The 16,068-nt window shown below is 67.2% G+C and carries 13 protein-coding genes and 1 tRNA gene; 10 read left to right on the forward strand and 4 right to left on the reverse strand.

All coding sequences use genetic code 11. From position 1 onward, the window contains the following. Nucleotides 1-125 precede the first annotated feature (125 nt). The 8 genes from NOW55_RS20795 to NOW55_RS11775 all read left to right on the forward strand — a co-directional run bounded on the left by NOW55_RS20795 (nt 126) and on the right by NOW55_RS11775 (nt 9,452). A complete protein-coding gene (locus tag NOW55_RS20795; protein ID WP_368407756.1) occupies nt 126-3,818 on the forward strand; it encodes an ATPase, T2SS/T4P/T4SS family in 3,693 nt (1,230 codons plus the stop codon). After that, nucleotides 3,815-5,854: a type II secretion system F family protein gene (locus NOW55_RS11745; RefSeq protein ID WP_256400280.1), complete on the forward strand. Its 2,040-nt coding sequence runs from the start codon at nt 3,815-3,817 to the stop codon at nt 5,852-5,854. Before NOW55_RS20795 ends, NOW55_RS11745 begins: the two co-directional genes overlap by 4 nt. Nucleotides 5,855-5,859: 5 nt before the next feature. Beyond that, on the forward strand, nt 5,860-6,366 hold the full coding sequence (locus NOW55_RS11750) for a DUF7287 family protein (protein ID WP_256400281.1): 507 nt from the start codon (nt 5,860-5,862) through the stop codon (nt 6,364-6,366). Nucleotides 6,367-6,370: 4 nt separating this feature from the next. After that, nucleotides 6,371-7,003 carry a DUF7288 family protein gene (locus NOW55_RS11755; protein ID WP_256400282.1) on the forward strand — a complete coding sequence of 211 codons (633 nt, stop codon included), beginning with the start codon at nt 6,371-6,373 and terminating at the stop codon, nt 7,001-7,003. Then, nucleotides 6,997-8,037 (forward strand): hypothetical protein, encoded by a 1,041-nt coding sequence (locus NOW55_RS11760; protein WP_256400283.1) that lies wholly within the window; start codon nt 6,997-6,999, stop codon nt 8,035-8,037. Before NOW55_RS11755 ends, NOW55_RS11760 begins: the two co-directional genes overlap by 7 nt. Next, nucleotides 8,034-8,570 carry a DUF7266 family protein gene (locus NOW55_RS11765; RefSeq protein WP_256400284.1) on the forward strand — a complete coding sequence of 179 codons (537 nt, stop codon included), beginning with the start codon at nt 8,034-8,036 and terminating at the stop codon, nt 8,568-8,570. The genes NOW55_RS11760 and NOW55_RS11765 overlap by 4 nt, the downstream gene beginning before the upstream one ends. Continuing rightward, nucleotides 8,567-9,316, forward strand: coding sequence for a DUF7289 family protein (locus NOW55_RS11770; RefSeq protein ID WP_256400285.1), 750 nt, complete (start codon nt 8,567-8,569; stop codon nt 9,314-9,316). Before NOW55_RS11765 ends, NOW55_RS11770 begins: the two co-directional genes overlap by 4 nt. A gap of 61 nt (nt 9,317-9,377) precedes the next feature. Continuing rightward, nucleotides 9,378-9,452, forward strand: a tRNA-Arg gene (locus NOW55_RS11775). A gap of 254 nt (nt 9,453-9,706) precedes the next feature. Here the strand turns inward: NOW55_RS11775 and NOW55_RS11780 are convergent. From NOW55_RS11780 to NOW55_RS11795, 4 genes are all read right to left on the reverse strand, one after another. After that, nucleotides 9,707-9,991 carry a translation initiation factor eIF-1A gene (locus NOW55_RS11780; RefSeq protein ID WP_256400286.1) on the reverse strand — a complete coding sequence of 95 codons (285 nt, stop codon included), beginning with the start codon at nt 9,989-9,991 and terminating at the stop codon, nt 9,707-9,709. A 95-nt stretch (nt 9,992-10,086) separates the two neighbouring features. Beyond that, nucleotides 10,087-11,415 carry a cobyrinic acid a,c-diamide synthase gene (locus tag NOW55_RS11785; RefSeq protein ID WP_256400287.1) on the reverse strand — a complete coding sequence of 443 codons (1,329 nt, stop codon included), beginning with the start codon at nt 11,413-11,415 and terminating at the stop codon, nt 10,087-10,089. After that, nucleotides 11,412-12,425 (reverse strand): nicotinate-nucleotide--dimethylbenzimidazole phosphoribosyltransferase, encoded by a 1,014-nt coding sequence (locus NOW55_RS11790; RefSeq protein WP_256400288.1) that lies wholly within the window; start codon nt 12,423-12,425, stop codon nt 11,412-11,414. Before NOW55_RS11790 ends, NOW55_RS11785 begins: the two co-directional genes overlap by 4 nt. Before the next feature lie 145 nt (nt 12,426-12,570). Next, entirely contained in the window at nt 12,571-13,935 is a 1,365-nt protein-coding gene (locus tag NOW55_RS11795; RefSeq protein WP_256400289.1) for an NAD(P)/FAD-dependent oxidoreductase, read from the reverse strand. 110 nt (nt 13,936-14,045) lie between these two features. On the opposite strand from NOW55_RS11795, the gene NOW55_RS11800 reads away from it, so the two are divergent. Beyond that, complete coding sequence (locus NOW55_RS11800) at nt 14,046-14,765, forward strand: protein sorting system archaetidylserine synthase (RefSeq protein ID WP_256400290.1); 720 nt, start codon at nt 14,046-14,048, stop codon at nt 14,763-14,765. 54 nt (nt 14,766-14,819) lie between these two features. Beyond that, a complete protein-coding gene (locus NOW55_RS11805; protein ID WP_256400291.1) occupies nt 14,820-16,052 on the forward strand; it encodes a HEAT repeat domain-containing protein in 1,233 nt (410 codons plus the stop codon). Nucleotides 16,053-16,068 lie beyond the last annotated feature (16 nt).

Here is a 16,068-nt window from a genome sequence, read left to right on the forward strand (position 1 = left end):
GCTAATCGCAAGTGGGCGGGCGGGTAATACGAGAATAACTAACCATACTGACGGGATAGCTGGCTGGGTTTCAGATCTGATAATCGGTGGAAGGTTTTTTGCTCGCGTAGGAAAAGGGGTAGTCAATGGCTGTTAACGACGCCGACGGTTCAGAGGCGAATCAGTTCGAGGGGACTGATGAATCGGCCTCCACGTCGGGTGACGGCCCCCCTGAACGTCCGGTCGAGGGCTCGGACACCAGAGTGGGCGAGTACACGTGGCGGGACTTCATGCAGGAGTACGGGTACGAGGACGAAGTCTCGGCGCTGTACGCGGGCGTCAACCGACAGACGACGGAGGATTCAGAACGCCTCGGATTGGGCAACAGCGAGGGCGAAGTTGCAACGGCACCGCACGGTTCGGCGTGGGACAAGGTCGAGTTCGACCCCGAGGTGTACCTGGGCTATCACCCGGACGAACTGGCAGACAACATAACCGAATACGCGGGTGCGAACGGCAAGTGGCTCTGGCAGGAGTTCGCCGCCTACTGCGACCCCGAGACCACCCCCGTCGTCAAGGACGAGTGGACGTGGGAGCACTTCAAGTGGGAGTACCACTACGAGGACGACGGCTCGATTCCGACCGACTCGGCCGGCGAGACGGTCGAGTTCGACGAGGAGGAGTACCTCGGGTTCGAGGCCGAGGACACCGAGGGCGTCCTCAGTCAGGCAGACGACTTCGCACAGGAGCTCGACGACCTCGTCGAGGAGCGCACGGTCAACGTCACGCACGAGGACGAGGACGAGTTCTTCTCGACCGACGCGGGCAACACGACGGTCGTCAACCGGTACGACCTCGAGAAGGCGGTGCCGCGGGAGAAGAAGCTCCACTTCCGCGAGGAGGAGCGCTACTGGGTGAACAAGCCCTACGCGTTCGTCATCATCTTCCACTCCGAGAAGGAGAACGAGAAGAAGTACTACGCGATCGAGCCGCACATGAACGAGATCGAGGGCGACCTCCAGGAGTTCATGTCCGGCAAGCTCCGGACGGCCATCAAGTACTCCGACGACGAGGTCACCGTCGAGGGGGACGAGGACGCCCGGCGGGAGGTCATCGACCGCGAGACGAAGCGGCTGCTGAGGCGGTACGACCTGTTCTCGGGATCGACTCGCGGGCGCGGGTCCTCCGGCGGCGGTGGCGGTATCGTCCAGCAGATCCGCCAGATGTTCGACACGGCCGACGACGAGGAGACCGTCGACGCGGGGTTCGAAGGCACACCCGAGGCACTCGACGGCATCAAGGCACGTCCGGAGCCCGTCGTGGTGGCGGAGAACGCCGACACACTCAACGAGTACCAGGTCGAGAAGCTGCTCTACCTGCTGAAACGGAACTTCATCGGCTACGAACGCATCGACCCCATCAAGCACGACATCAACGTGGAGGACATCTCCTGCAACGGGCACAACTCGCCCGTCTTCGTCTACCACAGCGGCTACGAGCAGATCATCTCCAACATCTTCCACGGGCACCACGAGCTGGACGACTTCGTGGTCAAGTTGGCCCAGCGCTCCGGCAAGGGTATCTCGAAGCGGCGGCCGCAGGTCGACGCGACGCTGCCGGACGGCTCCCGTGCCCAGCTCACGCTCGGACGCGAGGTGTCCGACCACGGGACGAACTACACCATCCGTCAGTTCAACGATGTCCCGTTCACCCCCATCGACCTCATCAACTGGAACACGTTCTCGCTCGACGAGATGGCGTTCCTCTGGCTATGCATCGAGAACCACAAGTCCCTCATCTTCGCCGGCGGGACGGCGTCGGGGAAGACGACGAGCCTGAACGCGATCTCCCTGTTCATCCCCTCGAACTCGAAGATCGTCTCCATCGAGGACACACGCGAGGTCGAGTTGCCCCAGCGCAACTGGATCGCGAGCGTCACCCGCCCCTCGTTCAGCGAGGACAGCCAGGGTGACGTCGACGAGTTCGACCTGCTGGAGGCCGCACTGCGCCAGCGCCCGGACTACATCGTCATGGGTGAGATCCGTGGTGAGGAGGGTCGGACGCTGTTCCAGGTCATGTCGACCGGCCACACCACGTACACCACGTTCCACGCGGACTCCGTGGGCGAGGTCCTGAAGCGGTTCACCACGGACCCCATCAACGTCTCGAAGACGATGTTCACCGCGCTGGACCTGGTGTCCATCCAGACCCAGACGCGTGTCAGCGGGAACAAGGTCCGTCGGAACCGCAACATCACGGAGATCAACCACTACGACGCCGAGAACGACGAGATCAACGTTCAGGACGTCTACCAGTGGCAGGCCGAGACGGACGAGTTCCTCAAGATGGGTGAGTCGAACACCCTGGAGGAGATCGAGTTCGACCGCGGCTGGAACCGCGAACGGCTGGATGACGAGCTGTTCCAGCGCCGGGTCATCCTCGCCTATCTCATCAAGAACGGGCTCAGCAAGTACGTCGAGGTCGCCGCGACGGTGCAGGCGTTCGTCAACGACCCCGAGACCATCCTCGCGCTCATCGCGAACGGGCAGCTGGAGGAGAGCCTCGACGACCTGCGCGAGATGGAGTCCGTCTACATCGACGTCGACCCGGAGGACGAGGAGCTGGTCCCCCGGCCGGACCCCGACGACGAGACGTACAACCTCGCCCAGGACATCCTCGAACGCGCCGAGGAGTCGCTGTTCGAGGAGTACCGCGACAAGGAGCTGAGCGGGCTCGGCATCGAGTCTGCAATCTCCGGCTCGGGCATGGAGGAGGAGGAGTCCTCCATCGAGGCCGAACCCGGCGACGGGGGCGACTTCGACTTCGGGGACTCCGTCGGCAGCGACGACAACCCGTTCGAGCTCGGCGACGACGACGGCGATGACTTCTCGTTCTCGGGCACGGACGAGGAGGTCGACGACGGCCCGTCGTGGCTGAGCGACGAGGGCGACGGCTTCGACTTCGGCGAGGACGCCGGCTTCGGGGCGAGCTCGGACGACACCGCCGAGGCCCAGGCGGACGCCGGGGCGGCCGGTGGCACCGAACCGGCACCGGAGGGAACGCCGGAGCTCGAGGCGGGAACGAGCGCGGGCGACGAGCCAGCGACCGACGACGGGCCGGACGGCGAGGCTCCGGTCACCGACGCGTCGACCACGGACGATGCCGGCGGTGAGACGCCCGAACTCGAGGAGAGTGCGAGCGATGTGAGCGCGGAGTTCCCGGCGCTCGACGAGGGCCAGGAGGAGCCGACGTTCGACGACGCCGACGCCGACGAGCCCATCTTCTCGGACGCCGACGACTCCGGCGGCGAGTCGATGTTCGACGCCGGGGCGCGGGAGGAGACGGCGACCGAGGCGGACTCCGCCGACTCCGATGCGACCGACGCATCGGTCGCGGACACGACGGAACCGGGCGTCGAGAACGCGGGCGACGCCGACGCGGCAGCTGTCGGTGACGAGTCCGCAGAGGCGTCGGCAGACGCTGATACCGCGAACGAATCCGAGGAGTCCGCGCCCATCGACGACGAGGAGGCGTTCTTCGGCGGCGAGGACGAGCAGTTCTTCGAGGAGGACGACGAGGAGGTCGACTCCATCTTCGGCGACGAGAGCGGCGGCATCTTCAGCGGCAGCGACGACGACGCGGACGAGGACGACGGAGGCATGTTCGGCTCCGCCGCCGAGGAGGTCGAGGAGGAGGACGCCGGGATGTTCGACGAAGCCGAGGACGATGACGACACCATCTTCGGTGGCTCCGACGATGCGGACGGAGCAGCGGACGGTGAGGACAGCGTCTTCGGCGACGCGGAGGACGAGGAGCGCGGTGACGGTGATGCCGAATGAGCCTCCAGACCCGTACCGACGCCGGTGAGAGCAGCGGATTCGACGCCTCCACCGACTCGCTCGGGGACATGTTCTACCCGCTGTACGAGCGGCTGTTCGACGAGAACTCCGACTTCGTCGCCGACGTGGAGACGAAACTCGCACAGGCCCGGATGGCCGACACCGTCGAGATGTACCTCTCGCGCTCGCTCGGTATCGGAGTGCTCTCCGGAGGGGCGCTGTGGGCGCTCGGGACGGCCATCGGCTACCTGCTGTTCATGACCGGTATCGTCGCGACGGACAACATCCTCGGGGCGACCATCCCGAACCAGACGCTCGTCGACATCATCAACGCCATCAAGGTCCCCGCGCTGGTCGTCGTGACCGGGCTGTTCCTCGGCTCCATCGGCTTCGCGATGGGCTTCGGCGCGCTCGTCGCGGTGCCGTACTCGCGGGCGTCGGCACGGAAACGAGAGATCAACATGCTGCTGACGGACGCGGTGTCGTTCATGTACGCGCTCTCCGTCGGCGGGCTGAACCAGCTCGAGATCCTGGAGGCGATGGCGAAGGCCGAGGACACCTACGGGGAGGTGGCGAAGGAGTTCCAGTCCATCGTCCAGGAGACGGAGTACTTCGACACGGACTACCGGACAGCCATCCGGAACCAGGCGATGGAGACGCCCAGCGACGAGGTCGCGCAGTTCCTCACCGACATGCTCTCCATCGTCAACTCAGGCGGTGACATGGAGAACTTCCTGAAGGACAAGAAGGACAAGCACATGCGGACCGCCAAGCAGCAACAGGAGATGACCCTGGAGACGCTGGAGCTGTTCGGCGAGATGTACATGACGCTGTCGCTGTTCCCGCTCCTGCTCATCATCATCCTGGTCATCATGCGGATGCTGGGCGAGGCCGACCCGATGATGCTGTACGCGACGGTGTACGGCCTCATCCCGATGACGGGCGCGGGGTTCCTCGTGCTCGTCTCGACGGTCAAGCAGGACGAGCCGGGCGACGGCTATCTCGACCCGGCCGACGCCGACGACCGCCTCTCTGTCCAGAAGGGGTCGGGCCTGCTGAACCTCGGCCTCGTCGAGGAGTTCACGGGCGAGTACGCGATGTTCGACCGCATCAAGAACAAGGAGGGGACCTACGAGACGATGCAGGTGCTCAAGGCACCGCACATCTTCTTCCGGGACAACCCACTGTACACGCTGACGCTGACGATCCCGCTCGTGCTCGTCATCACGGTCGTCGCGATGGTCTCCGGCGCGATACCGACTTCGTGGGACGGGATGATCGACCAGCCGGTCTGGGGGACGTTCATGTACATCTACATGCCGACCTACATCGTCGTCCTGCCGCTGGCGGTGTTCCGCGAGTGGAACGTCCGCTCGCGCAGCGTCATCACGAACAGCATCTCCGACAACCTGCGGAAGCTGTCGAGTGCGAACGACACCGGACAGACCCTGCTCGAGTCGCTCCGGACGGTCTCCGAGACGACGAGCGGGAAGATGGCGACCGAGTTCGAGACGATGCACGCGAAGGTCAACTACGGGATGAGCCTCAAGCACGCCCTCGTCGAGTTCAACAACAAGTACCACATCCCGCGCATGGCACGGACGGTCAAGCTCATCTCGAAGGCACAGGAGGCCTCCAGCCAGATTACGGACGTGCTGACGACGGCCGCACAGGCGTCGGAGAACCAGGACGACATCGAGCGTGAGCGCAAGTCACGCACCAGGATGCAGGTCGTCATCATCCTGATGACCTACCTGACGCTGCTCGCAGTCATGGCGATCCTGAAGACGCAGTTCCTCGACGTGCTGACCGGGCTGAACGACGCCAGTGGCGGCGGTGCGTCCAGTGGACCGAGCCTCGGTGGTGCGGTCAACACCGGGCGGCTCTCGCTGCTGTTCTTCCACGCAGTGACGATGCAGGCCCTGCTGTCCGGGCTCATCGCGGGCTACATCCGCGACGCGGACATCCTGAGCGGGCTGAAGTTCGTCCTCGTGCTGATGACGATCGCACTCGTCGTGTGGGCGGCGGTGGCATGAGAACGATGAAGACGACGGGAAACACGCTCCAGCGCGGTTCGGACCGGGGCCAGACCACGCAGGACTTCGCGGTGGGCATCAGCGTCTTCCTGCTGACAGTCGGGTTCACGTTCGGCTTCCTGCCGACGCTCCTGAGCCCGTTCGGGTCGCCGGTCGGCGACGACATCACGGCCAAGTCCGACCGCGTCGCGGGGACGATGATCAGCGACCTCACGGTCGACGGCGAGCCACGGACGCTGAACGCGACCGAGCTCGATGCGTTCATCACCGCGAACCCGACCGAGGAGGACCTGCAGGAGTACTTCGGCTTGCGGGCGTCGGCGGACGTCAACGTCACCGTGATGAACGTTCAGGAGGGTGGCGGCAGGACCGTACTGCAGGTGAACGGGAACCGAACAGTGGCTGGGGACGAGTATCGCTCACAGACGCCGGCAGCGTCGACGACGAGGGTGATACTCGTCTCCGGTAGCCGGTGCGACGTCCAGTGCGTGCTGGTGGTGAGGGTGTGGTGATACGATGAACGACGACAGGTCACAGGCGTACACGCTCGAGGGGTTCATCGGGTCGATACTGCTACTGACGGCCATCCTCTTCGCGTTCCAGTCGGTCGTCATCCTTCCGACCACGTCGGGGTCGGTGAGCCTCGACATCCAGGAGCAGCTCCGGACGTCCGCCAACGACATCATGATCATCAGTGCGGACGACGGAGACCTCTCCTGTCAGGTCCGGTACTGGAACGAGTCGTCGGAGCCGTACTTCGCGGAGGGACAGTCGCGGGACCGAGGCTACGGCGTAGACCCACCTCCGAACGTCAGTTCGTGTGACGCCGACGGGACGCAGTTCGGCGCGATGTTGAACGAGACCTTCGGCGAACAGGAGCAGGAGTACAGCATCTTCGTCTCCTACCGGAACGGGACCGACACGGAACAGGTGGCCATGGTCAGTCGTGGATCGGAGAACGCGCCAGCGGTATCGACCACCTACACGGTCACGTTGTACGACGACCAGCGCATCCTCGGGGACTGTGCGTCGACGTGTCCCACCCTCCACGAGGCATACAACACCACCGGCTTCCCGATTCCGGAGGCGAACGAGTTCGAGGACAGTCCCATCTACAACGTGGTCGTCATCCGGGTGATCATATGGTAGGACTGGACGAGGAGCCCTCGCGTGCACAGATCGTGCTCGTCGGGGCGCTCGCCATCGCGTTCATCGTCCTCGGCATCGTCGTGGTGTTCAACACGAGCCTGTACGCCGAGAACGTCGACTCGACCGGAACCGTCTCGTCGGTGAACCAGGCAGAACAGGTCCGTCACGCGGGCGGTGGCAGCGTCGCCGGGCTGGCGTACCGGGTGAACGAGGGAGAATTCGCGTCCACGAGCGAGCTAGCGACAGCTGTCAACGACAACGCCAGCAACCTCAGTGCAGTCTGGCAGTCGCTGTACGCCCGGTCCCAGCCGACCGTGGTGAACGCCTCGCTCGACGAGTCTAGCTCGGAGTACGGACTGCGGGTGTCCCAGTCGGCGACCGGCGACTTCCGGGCACGGAGCGCGTCGCCGACCCAGGCCAACTGGACGCTGACGCCGACGACCGGCACCCACTCGGATGTCGGACGGTTCGAGCTGACGCTCGAACGTGACTCGCTCGACATCAGTCAGACCGGTGCGTTCCACCTCTCGGTACTCGGCAGCAACGAGAGTGGGGACTGGCAGTGGCGGAACGTCTGGTTCACCCGTGATGGCAGTGGGAACGTCACGGTGTATCTCGCCGAGAACAGCAGTGCGACAGACCCCAGAACGACCTCGTTCGATTGGTACGAGGAGGGCGGGACGGAGGTCTGTGACATCTCGGTCGGCCCGACCGCCGAGGTGGACCTGGTCAACGGCTCCATCGAGGGGCGCAACTGCTTCGAGTTCCTCGGCGGCCTGCGCCCCGTCTCGAGCACCGACGGGTACGAGGTGCAGTTCCGGAACGGCGGTAACGTCTCGGGCCAGTACGCGGCGTATCTGAGCACGACCGCCTTCGAGACTGGGTCTTTCGGTACCAGTGTCGGGGTGGCCGGCGGTGATGCGCCCTACTACAGCTACATCGTCTGGGAAGCGAGCGTCGTAGTCGAGTACGATTCGCCGTCTGCATCGTACACGCGAACAGCCACCGTCCCCGTCTACAACAGCACACGATGATACGAGAACCGACAGACGACCGTGGTGTCTCTATCGCACTGACGCACGTCCTGACCATCGGCATCACGACCATCCTCGTCGCGGGTCTGCTGCTCGGCGCGAGCGGCCTGCTCGAGGAACGGAAGACGGGTGCCGCCCAGACCGAGTTGCGGACGCTCGGGAACCGGATGGCCGAGGACATCGCGAACGTCGACCACGAGGCCGACGGTGCGAGCGGGCAGATCGTCCTGCAGACCAACCACCCCACACAGGTGTCGGGAACGGGGTACGCGGTGTCGCTGTACGGGACCGGTGCCGCGGAGTGCGGCACGTATCAGAGCGACGCTGACGTTGCCTGTCTCGTGATGGATTCGCCACAGGCCGACGTCAAGATCATCGTCCCGTTCCGGGCCACGACGCCCATCACCGAGAGCAGCGTCAGCGGCGGTGACTTCTTCATCGTCTACGACGGCTCGACGATCAGTATCAGCAGCCAGCGGCCACCCGCGCTGGCACCGCCGTCGGTCCCGCGGGTCGCGGGGGTGAGCGCATGAACGCCCTCGACGACCGGTCGGTGAGCGACGTGCTCGCGTTCGTCCTCGTCTTCTCCATCATCATCACCTCGGTCGGGCTGGTGTACAGCGTCGGCTTCAGCAGCCTGAGCGACTTCCAGGAGTCCGAGCAGAAGACGAACGCAGCCCGTGCGTTCGACGCCCTGTCGACGGTGTTCGACGACGTCCAGGAGGGCCGGGCAGTCGCCCGCAACGGCGAGTTCAAGCTCAACGGCGGCACCATCCAGCTGAGCCGGGAGAGCGAGTTCGAGGTCTGGGTGAACGATTCGGGTGGGAGTACCCTCTGGAGCGGGACCAACACCACGGGCTCGATACAGTACACCGTCGACGGCACCACAATCGGGTACGAGAACGGTGCCGCGTTCCGCCGAGACGGCGACGCGTCGGCGATGTACAACGAGCCGTCGCTACTCTGCGAGGGTGACCGCGCCGTCGTCTCACTCGTCGTCCTCGTGCCGGACAACGCGACCGCTCAGAGCGGGGACGGCAACGTCCTCGTCAAGGCCCGGGCCAGCAGCTCCGAGGTGCTGTACAGCGCACAGGGCAGCGGCTCGGCCGCCGAGAGCGTCAACCTCTCGTTCTCGAACAGCGCGTTCGGGGATGCCTGGGACCGCTATCTCGTCGACAACGGCTGGGACGACCTCGGAAGCGGTGAGTACGGCTGTTCGGCCGACACCGTCGTCGTTCGAGTGACGGTCATCGACGTCGAGATTCCTGCCCCACGGTGACGCCCTCCCCCGCTCTGGAATCGCGGGAGTTAAAAGGGACTGTCCTCTTACCAGTAGATACGGGCGCTTAGCTCAGCCTGGACAGAGTACTTGGCTTCGGACCAAGCTGCCGCGGGTTCAAATCCTGCAGCGCCCACTCGAAATTACCCCGTTCTGCAGCAAATACAGAAACACCGAGAGACGGTTCCAAACGGTAGAATCCGGCCGATTCGAGGATTCCCGATCGGGGCCTGGAATCGGAGCCCAAGCTGTTCCCTGACGCTCCCCCTCGCCATCTGGCGGTTATTTCTGCAGACCCGGACTGGTCATCGTGAGCGCAGTCCGGCGCAGTCGCTCACGGAGTCGGCTTCGGTCAGAAGTCGCTCACGCTGACGACACGCGACAGTGGGTCTACTGGATGTGGCCTTCGGCGCGGAGCTGATCGGCGTCCTGACTGGTGTAGCGCCATTCGATGTTGGCCTTCTCGTCCTGCCAGTCCCACGGCTCGACGAGGACCACGTCGTCCACTTCGATCCACGTTCGGTACTTCATCCGACCGGGAATGCGTCCCAGTCGTTCGACGCCGTCCTGACAGTGGACGCGTACGTGGTTGCCACCGAGGTGCTCCGTCACTGTGGCGAAAAGTTCGTCGCTGTTGGGCATCCGAAGGTTTCGCCGCTCTTCGTGTTCACTCACAACCTATATAGGGAGGAACGACGGTTAAATCCTCCGAGAGAACGTCACACCAACTCATCCCCGGCAGAGGACGTAGAGCGACGCTGTCTGCCGGGTTAGCCGTCCCCTGCGGCCACTCCGACCAGTCGGTCGAACGCTCCGCTCGCCGCGTGGACGTGACAGTACGTGCCGACGGTCCGGTACTCGGTCAGTCCGTCCCGTCCGTCGGCGATGCCGTCGCCGCGCTCGACGGCGAAGGCGAACCGGGCGTCGCCGTCGGGCTCGGCCGAGGAGTAGTGGAACCCGTGACCGCGGAGCCGGTCGCCCGTCGCGGCCGTCGGGCCGTCAGCCGTCGCACGGATTTCCACGTGGTCGAGCGCCCGGTAGCGGTCGTGCAGTCGTACGTCGGCGGGGAGGACGCCGGCCATCGGGTAGCAGTCGCCGTCGGCGGTCGTGAGCGACCGGGACAGTGCCATCAGGCCGCCACATTCGCCGAGGACCGGGAGTCCCTCGGCGGCGCGGTCCGCAAGCGACGCGAGCGCGGGGCCGTCCGAGAGTGCGGCCGCGTGCCGCTCCGGGTAGCCGCCGGGCAGGTAGACCGCGTCGCAGTCGGGCAGGTCGTCGCCGGCGACCGGGGCGAACGTCGTCACGTCCGCGAGCGAACGGAGGCGCTCCATCGTCGCGGGGTAGACGAACCGGAAGGCGTCGTCGCGGGCGACCGCGACGGTCGGGTGCTGGTCGGCGTCGGTCGTCGGCTGGCCAGACCGACCCCTCTCCGTCGGCCGTCGGGCCTCACAGGCCAGTTCGAGCAGTCTGCCCACCCGAACGTGTTCCGCGGCCGCGTCGAGCGCGTCCCCGTCGACGGGAGCTTCGTCGCCCATGTGGAGTCCGAGATGACGGTCCGGAATCTCCAGCCCCTCCTGTGGCGGGACGCGCCCGAGGTACGCCAGCTCGTCGGGGAGCGCGTCGCGGATACCCCGCTCGTGGCGACCGCCGTGGGCGCGCTGGGCCAGCACCCCGGCCACGTCGATGTCGACGTCGATTTCGTCCGCGTAGGCACGGAAGCCGAGCGCCGTGGCGGCGACGCTCTCCATCCCTCCGCTCGCGTCGACGACGAGGACGACCGGGAGGTCGAGGGCCGCAGCGACCGCCGCCGTACTCGACACGTCGCCGTCGTACAGCCCCATGACCCCCTCGACGATGCAGACGTCGCCGTCGCCGCGGCGGAAGTTCCGGCGGCAGCCGTCCTCGCCCTCCATCCAGGTGTCGAGCGTGCGCGACGGCGTCCCTGCCACCTGTGCGTGGTGGCTCGGGTCGATGAAGTCCGGGCCGGCCTTCGCCGGCTGTACGTCGTGGCCCTCGCGCTGGAGCGCTCGGATGGTCGCGAGCGTCGCGACGGTCTTGCCGACGCCCGAGCTGGTGCCGGCGAGGACGACGCCTCTCACGGCTGTGGCTCGCCGGCGGCCCGGGTCGCGAGCAGGTCCTCGACGAGGTCGACCACGGTCTCGCGGACCGTCGCCATCGAGACGCCGTCGCGGGCAGCCATCGCGAGCGCCCCGCCCATGCCGACGCCCTCCTTCGCCTCGCCCGCGACGTAAGCGTTCGTCGCCGGGTGGTCACGCTGCTCGAAGCCCGGGTCGGTCGCACGCAGCGTCAGGTCGAGGTCGTCGGCGAGTCCGTGGACCGCCGCGCTGTCGTCGTCGGCGACGAACGACGTGGTTTCGAGCGACAGAGCGGTATCGACCCCGGCGTGCCGGGCCAGTGCTGCGGCGGCAGCGAGCTGGGTCCCGCCTGCGAGCCTGACCCTCGTGTCCGTCTCGGTCGCGCCAACGACGAACCCGGCGACGACCGCGAGTACCGGGTCACCGACCCGTCGGAGGGCCTCGACCGGGTCGCCGGCGGCCCCGCCGGGCTCGAGGTCGCTCGCCACGAGGGCGGCCTCGACGACACGGCGCTTGCGATCCAGCGGGTTCTCCGGGAGCGACGAGGAGACGGCGGGGCGTTCGCCCAGCGCGGTCAGCACCCCGAGCGCCGTGGTCGTCCCCCCGGGGATGGTCTCCGCGACCGCGAGCTCGTCGTCCGGGAGCCCAGCGGCGAACGACCTCGCCCGCTCGAACAGCCGCTCGGCGTTCGGCACCGGGTCCACGTCCCTGATGTCCGCCCCAGGCTCGTCCCCAAGGTCGACGGTCGGTGCGCCCGTCGGCCGCGCCAGCCCGGCGTCGACGGCGGTCACGTCGAACCCGACGTGCTCGCGCACCGCGCGGGTGGCGACCGCGGGGGTGGGACAGCCCGTCGGGCTGACGGGCACGACGGGCGACCGCACCGGCTCGCCGTACTCCAGAATCTCCAGGTCGGCACTCGGCGTGTGACGGAGCGCGTCCGCGTCGGCACCTGCGGCGCTGATGCCGTCGATGGCCGCCGTCTGCGTCGACCCCGCGACGACGACGAGCCTCACGGCGTCGTCACCTGCCGTTTCTGACCGTCGCCCCCGCGGGTCCGCCCCCGGCTCGCTCGGAACATCAATACGTCGTATCTAGAACAACTGCACTTTAATGAGTCGGTCGCGGGAACGCGCCGAAGACGTACCCGCGGACCGGGCGTCAGTCGTCGCCGGGGTCGATACCGAGCTCCCGGTTGACGAGGTCGACGGCGTTCCTCACCGCCCCGACCGAGGAGAGGTAGCCACCACCGACGCTCGCCTTCAGCGCCAGCGCGGCTCTGCCGGTGAACACCGTCGGCCCGACCTGTGCGACCGCGCCGTCGCCCACCGAGACGAGCCAGCCGGGCGACTCGAAGTCGAAGCGGTCGAGCCGGGGGTCGAAGTCGCCCGGCTCGCCGTCGCTGAGGTGCTCGACCATCCGGTCGATGTTCTCCGCTGCGACGCGGGCGGCGCGGATGGCCGACTGGGAGCTCGCCGGGACGGCCTCGCCGTCGTCGTCGACCATCCGGGCGGCGTCGCCGACGGCGAACGTCGTCCGGTCGAGCGAGAGCGTGCTCCGGACGACCGGCCGCTCGCCCGCCATCGCGTCCGGCCCGCGGATGCCACCGGTCCAGATGAACTGGTCGTACTCGATGGTGGTGCCGTCTTCGAGGTGGACCGCGTCCGCGGTCGCGCGCTCGACGGTCGTGCCCGTCCTTACGTCCACGCCGCGCTCGACCAGCTGGTCGTGGACCGCGCGCTGGAACCGCTCGGGGAAGTTCGGCGCGACGCTGTCGAACTGTTCGAGCAACGTCACGGTCACACCCGCCTCGGGCAGCGTGTCGAACTCGCCGAAGTCGTCGAACTCCTCGTCGAATCCCGTGTCGAACTCGTCGTCGCCCGGGTCCGCCGACGGTTCGGCCGCGTCGACGGCGTCGTCCGCAGGGTCGTCGTCCACGTCGGTCGCGGGCTCCGCGTCGGCCTCGTCGAGCGAGATGCGGACCTCCTCCTGTTCGGCGGCCTCGGCCTCCATCTTCGCCTCGCGGTCGTCCGCGGCGACCTGGGCGAGCTCCCCGGCCACCTGCACGCCCGAGAGCCCGGCCCCGCCGACGACGACGTGGCCCTCGGTCCCGCGCACGGCGTCGAACTCCTCGCGGATGCGGTGGGCGTGTTCGAGCCGCTTCAGCGGCGTCGCGTGCTCCTCGACGCCCGGCAGGTCGTAGAACGCGGTCTCCGCGCCGAGACAGACCGCGGCCACGTCGTAGGACATGGTCGTACCGTCGGCGAAACGGACCACGCGGTCCTCGCGGTCGACGCCGGTCACGCGACGCTCGCGCACCTCAGCACGGTCCACGAGGTCGGTCAGCGGGATGGTGATGACGTCGGCGAGGGAGGGCTGGCGGACGACCCGGTGGAGCTCGTGCTGGACGAGGTGGACGCCCGTGTCGTCGACGAGGACGAGTTCCACGTCCTCCGGGAGCCGCTTCTCGAGTTTCTTGGTGAGTGTGACTCCGGCGTATCCGGCACCGAGTACGGCGACTCGCATGGGTCCCACTTGGGTCCGGGACTCCTTAGCCGGCCGGGTCGTGAACCGGTCACCATCGGCGGCCCGTCGAGACCGAAAGAGCGTAAAACGGGGACGGTGAACCGGTGGGTATGCTCCCCCGGTTCGTCGGCCGGCTCGGCCCCGCCGACGCGGTGACGACGGCCAACGCCGCACTCGGGTTCGTCGCCGTCGTCGTCGCCTTCAGCGACGTCGAACTCGCCGCACGGCTCGTGCTGCTCGGGGCCATCGCCGACGGGCTGGACGGCGTCGTCGCGCGCTACGCCGGCGGCTCGCAGGTCGGCCCGTACCTCGACTCGCTGGCCGACGTGGCGACGTTCTGTGTCGCGCCCGCGGTGCTCGTCTACGCGACGGTGGACGCCGCGTGGCCCGTCTCCTTCGACCCACTCACCGCGAAGACCGCCGCGACGGCGGTTATCCCGGCTCTATTCGTCGCCATGGGCGTCGTCAGGCTCGGCATGTACACGGCGTACGACGCGGGCGACGAGTACACCGAGGGCGTCCCGACGACGCTCGCGGCGACCATCATCGGCTCGACGGTGCTCTGTGGCGTCCACGACCCGATGCTGCTGCTCGTCGGCACCGCCGCGTTCGTCTACCTGATGGTCTCGACCGTCCGCTACCCCGACCTGCTCGCGCGTGACGCGCTGCTCATGGGCGTCGTCCACGCGCTCGCCGTCCTCATCCCTTACCAGTTCGGCCGCACGTTCCCCTGGGCGCTGCTCACCCTCGGACTGGCCTACCTCGTGGCAGGACCCCTGTTCTACTGGCGCGGCGGGTGGGTCGTCACGAAATTGTATGGAAACGCTTAGGGAGTCGCTGGCCCGACACTCGCGCATGAACGTGACGGTAACGGGTGGTACCCTATGAGCGAGGACGAGGGCGACGCCGGCGACGAGAGCACCGAGGAGGTCGCTGTCGCGGACGTCGAGTCCCTGCGAGAGCGCCTCGACGACATCAGCGAGGCGCTCGACGCCGCCGAGACGGAGGCCGAGCTCGACGAGGTCGAAGCAGACATCGAGGCGCTCGAAGGCGACCTCGAGGCCGCGGAGCTCCCCGAACCGGACGACGAGGACGAGGAACCGCCGGCCGAGGCGCTCGAGAGCGACCTCACCGACGCGCGCGACGACCTCGAAGAGCAACGCGGCCCCTACGGCGAGGACGTCGTCGCGAACGTCGAGGAGGCGAAGTCCACGGTCGCCGACACACGCTGGACCGAGGACGGCGAGCCCGACGTGATAGCCGCGGTGAACGACTTCCTCGGGACGGACCTGCTCGACGTCAGTGCGGACGCGGACAGCATCGAGGACGCCGAGACGTTCCTCGAGGACGCCGCCGCCACCGTCGAGGCGATGGGGCTCGACCCCGACGACGACACCGAGGACATCGCGAGCCTGCTCGCGGCCAGCGAGGAGCTGCTCGCCGGGCTCGAGGACGCCGAGGAGTGGGACGACCTCTCCCAGAAGGAGATGCTCGACTACCACGGCTTCTACGACGTCCTCGACCACCGCAAGGACTTCCCGCCGGAGTGGAACGCCATCAAGATATTCGAACGCGACATGGACGCCGAGAAGATCCTCATCGGCCTCGAGATGTTCGAGTCGGACTTCATGGAACGCCACTGCCTCGAAGCTCTGGAGAACTTCGGGCCCGAGGAGGCGCTCGACCCCATGATGCAGCGCGCCCAGCGCCGCGACAAGAAGGCGGTCAGCATCCTCGGCAAGATCGGCAGCGACGAGCCCGTCGAGACGCTCGTCGAGTACGTCGACGCCGACTCCGACAAGGAGCTCCAGAAGGTCACCTTCCGCGCGCTCGGCGAGATCGGTAGCGAGGAGGCAACCCAGGCGATCGCGAACAAGCTCGCAGCCGAGGACGCGATGACCCGCTCGCGTGCCGCCCGCGCGCTCGGGCTCATCGGCGACACCCGCGCCGTCGAGCCGCTCGCGGACGTCCTCGCGGACGACGAGGACGACACCGTCCGCTCCAGCGCCGCGTGGGCGCTGAACCGCATCGGCACCGAGGCCGCGCTCGACGCCGTCGGCGAGTACGCCGACGACCACTCCTTCCTCGTCCAGGAAGAGGCGAAGAAGGCGGTCTGAACGCACCCTTTTTGTA

The organism is Haloarchaeobius litoreus, assembly GCF_024495425.1.
Taxonomy (GTDB): Archaea; Halobacteriota; Halobacteria; order Halobacteriales; family Natrialbaceae; genus Haloarchaeobius; species Haloarchaeobius litoreus.

Bases quoted from the DNA above. Each gene is read 5' to 3' on its own strand.
- NOW55_RS20795 (WP_368407756.1), top strand. From the start codon at position 126: ATGGCTGTTAACGACGCCGACGGTTCAGAGGCGAATCAGTTCGAGGGG.
- NOW55_RS11745 (WP_256400280.1), top strand. From the start codon at position 3,815: ATGAGCCTCCAGACCCGTACCGACGCCGGTGAGAGCAGCGGATTCGAC.
- NOW55_RS11750 (WP_256400281.1), top strand. From the start codon at position 5,860: ATGAAGACGACGGGAAACACGCTCCAGCGCGGTTCGGACCGGGGCCAG.
- NOW55_RS11755 (WP_256400282.1), top strand. From the start codon at position 6,371: ATGAACGACGACAGGTCACAGGCGTACACGCTCGAGGGGTTCATCGGG.
- NOW55_RS11760 (WP_256400283.1), top strand. From the start codon at position 6,997: ATGGTAGGACTGGACGAGGAGCCCTCGCGTGCACAGATCGTGCTCGTC.
- NOW55_RS11765 (WP_256400284.1), top strand. From the start codon at position 8,034: ATGATACGAGAACCGACAGACGACCGTGGTGTCTCTATCGCACTGACG.
- NOW55_RS11770 (WP_256400285.1), top strand. From the start codon at position 8,567: ATGAACGCCCTCGACGACCGGTCGGTGAGCGACGTGCTCGCGTTCGTC.
- NOW55_RS11795 (WP_256400289.1), bottom strand. From the start codon at position 13,935: ATGCGAGTCGCCGTACTCGGTGCCGGATACGCCGGAGTCACACTCACC.
- NOW55_RS11800 (WP_256400290.1), top strand. From the start codon at position 14,046: ATGCTCCCCCGGTTCGTCGGCCGGCTCGGCCCCGCCGACGCGGTGACG.
- NOW55_RS11805 (WP_256400291.1), top strand. From the start codon at position 14,820: ATGAGCGAGGACGAGGGCGACGCCGGCGACGAGAGCACCGAGGAGGTC.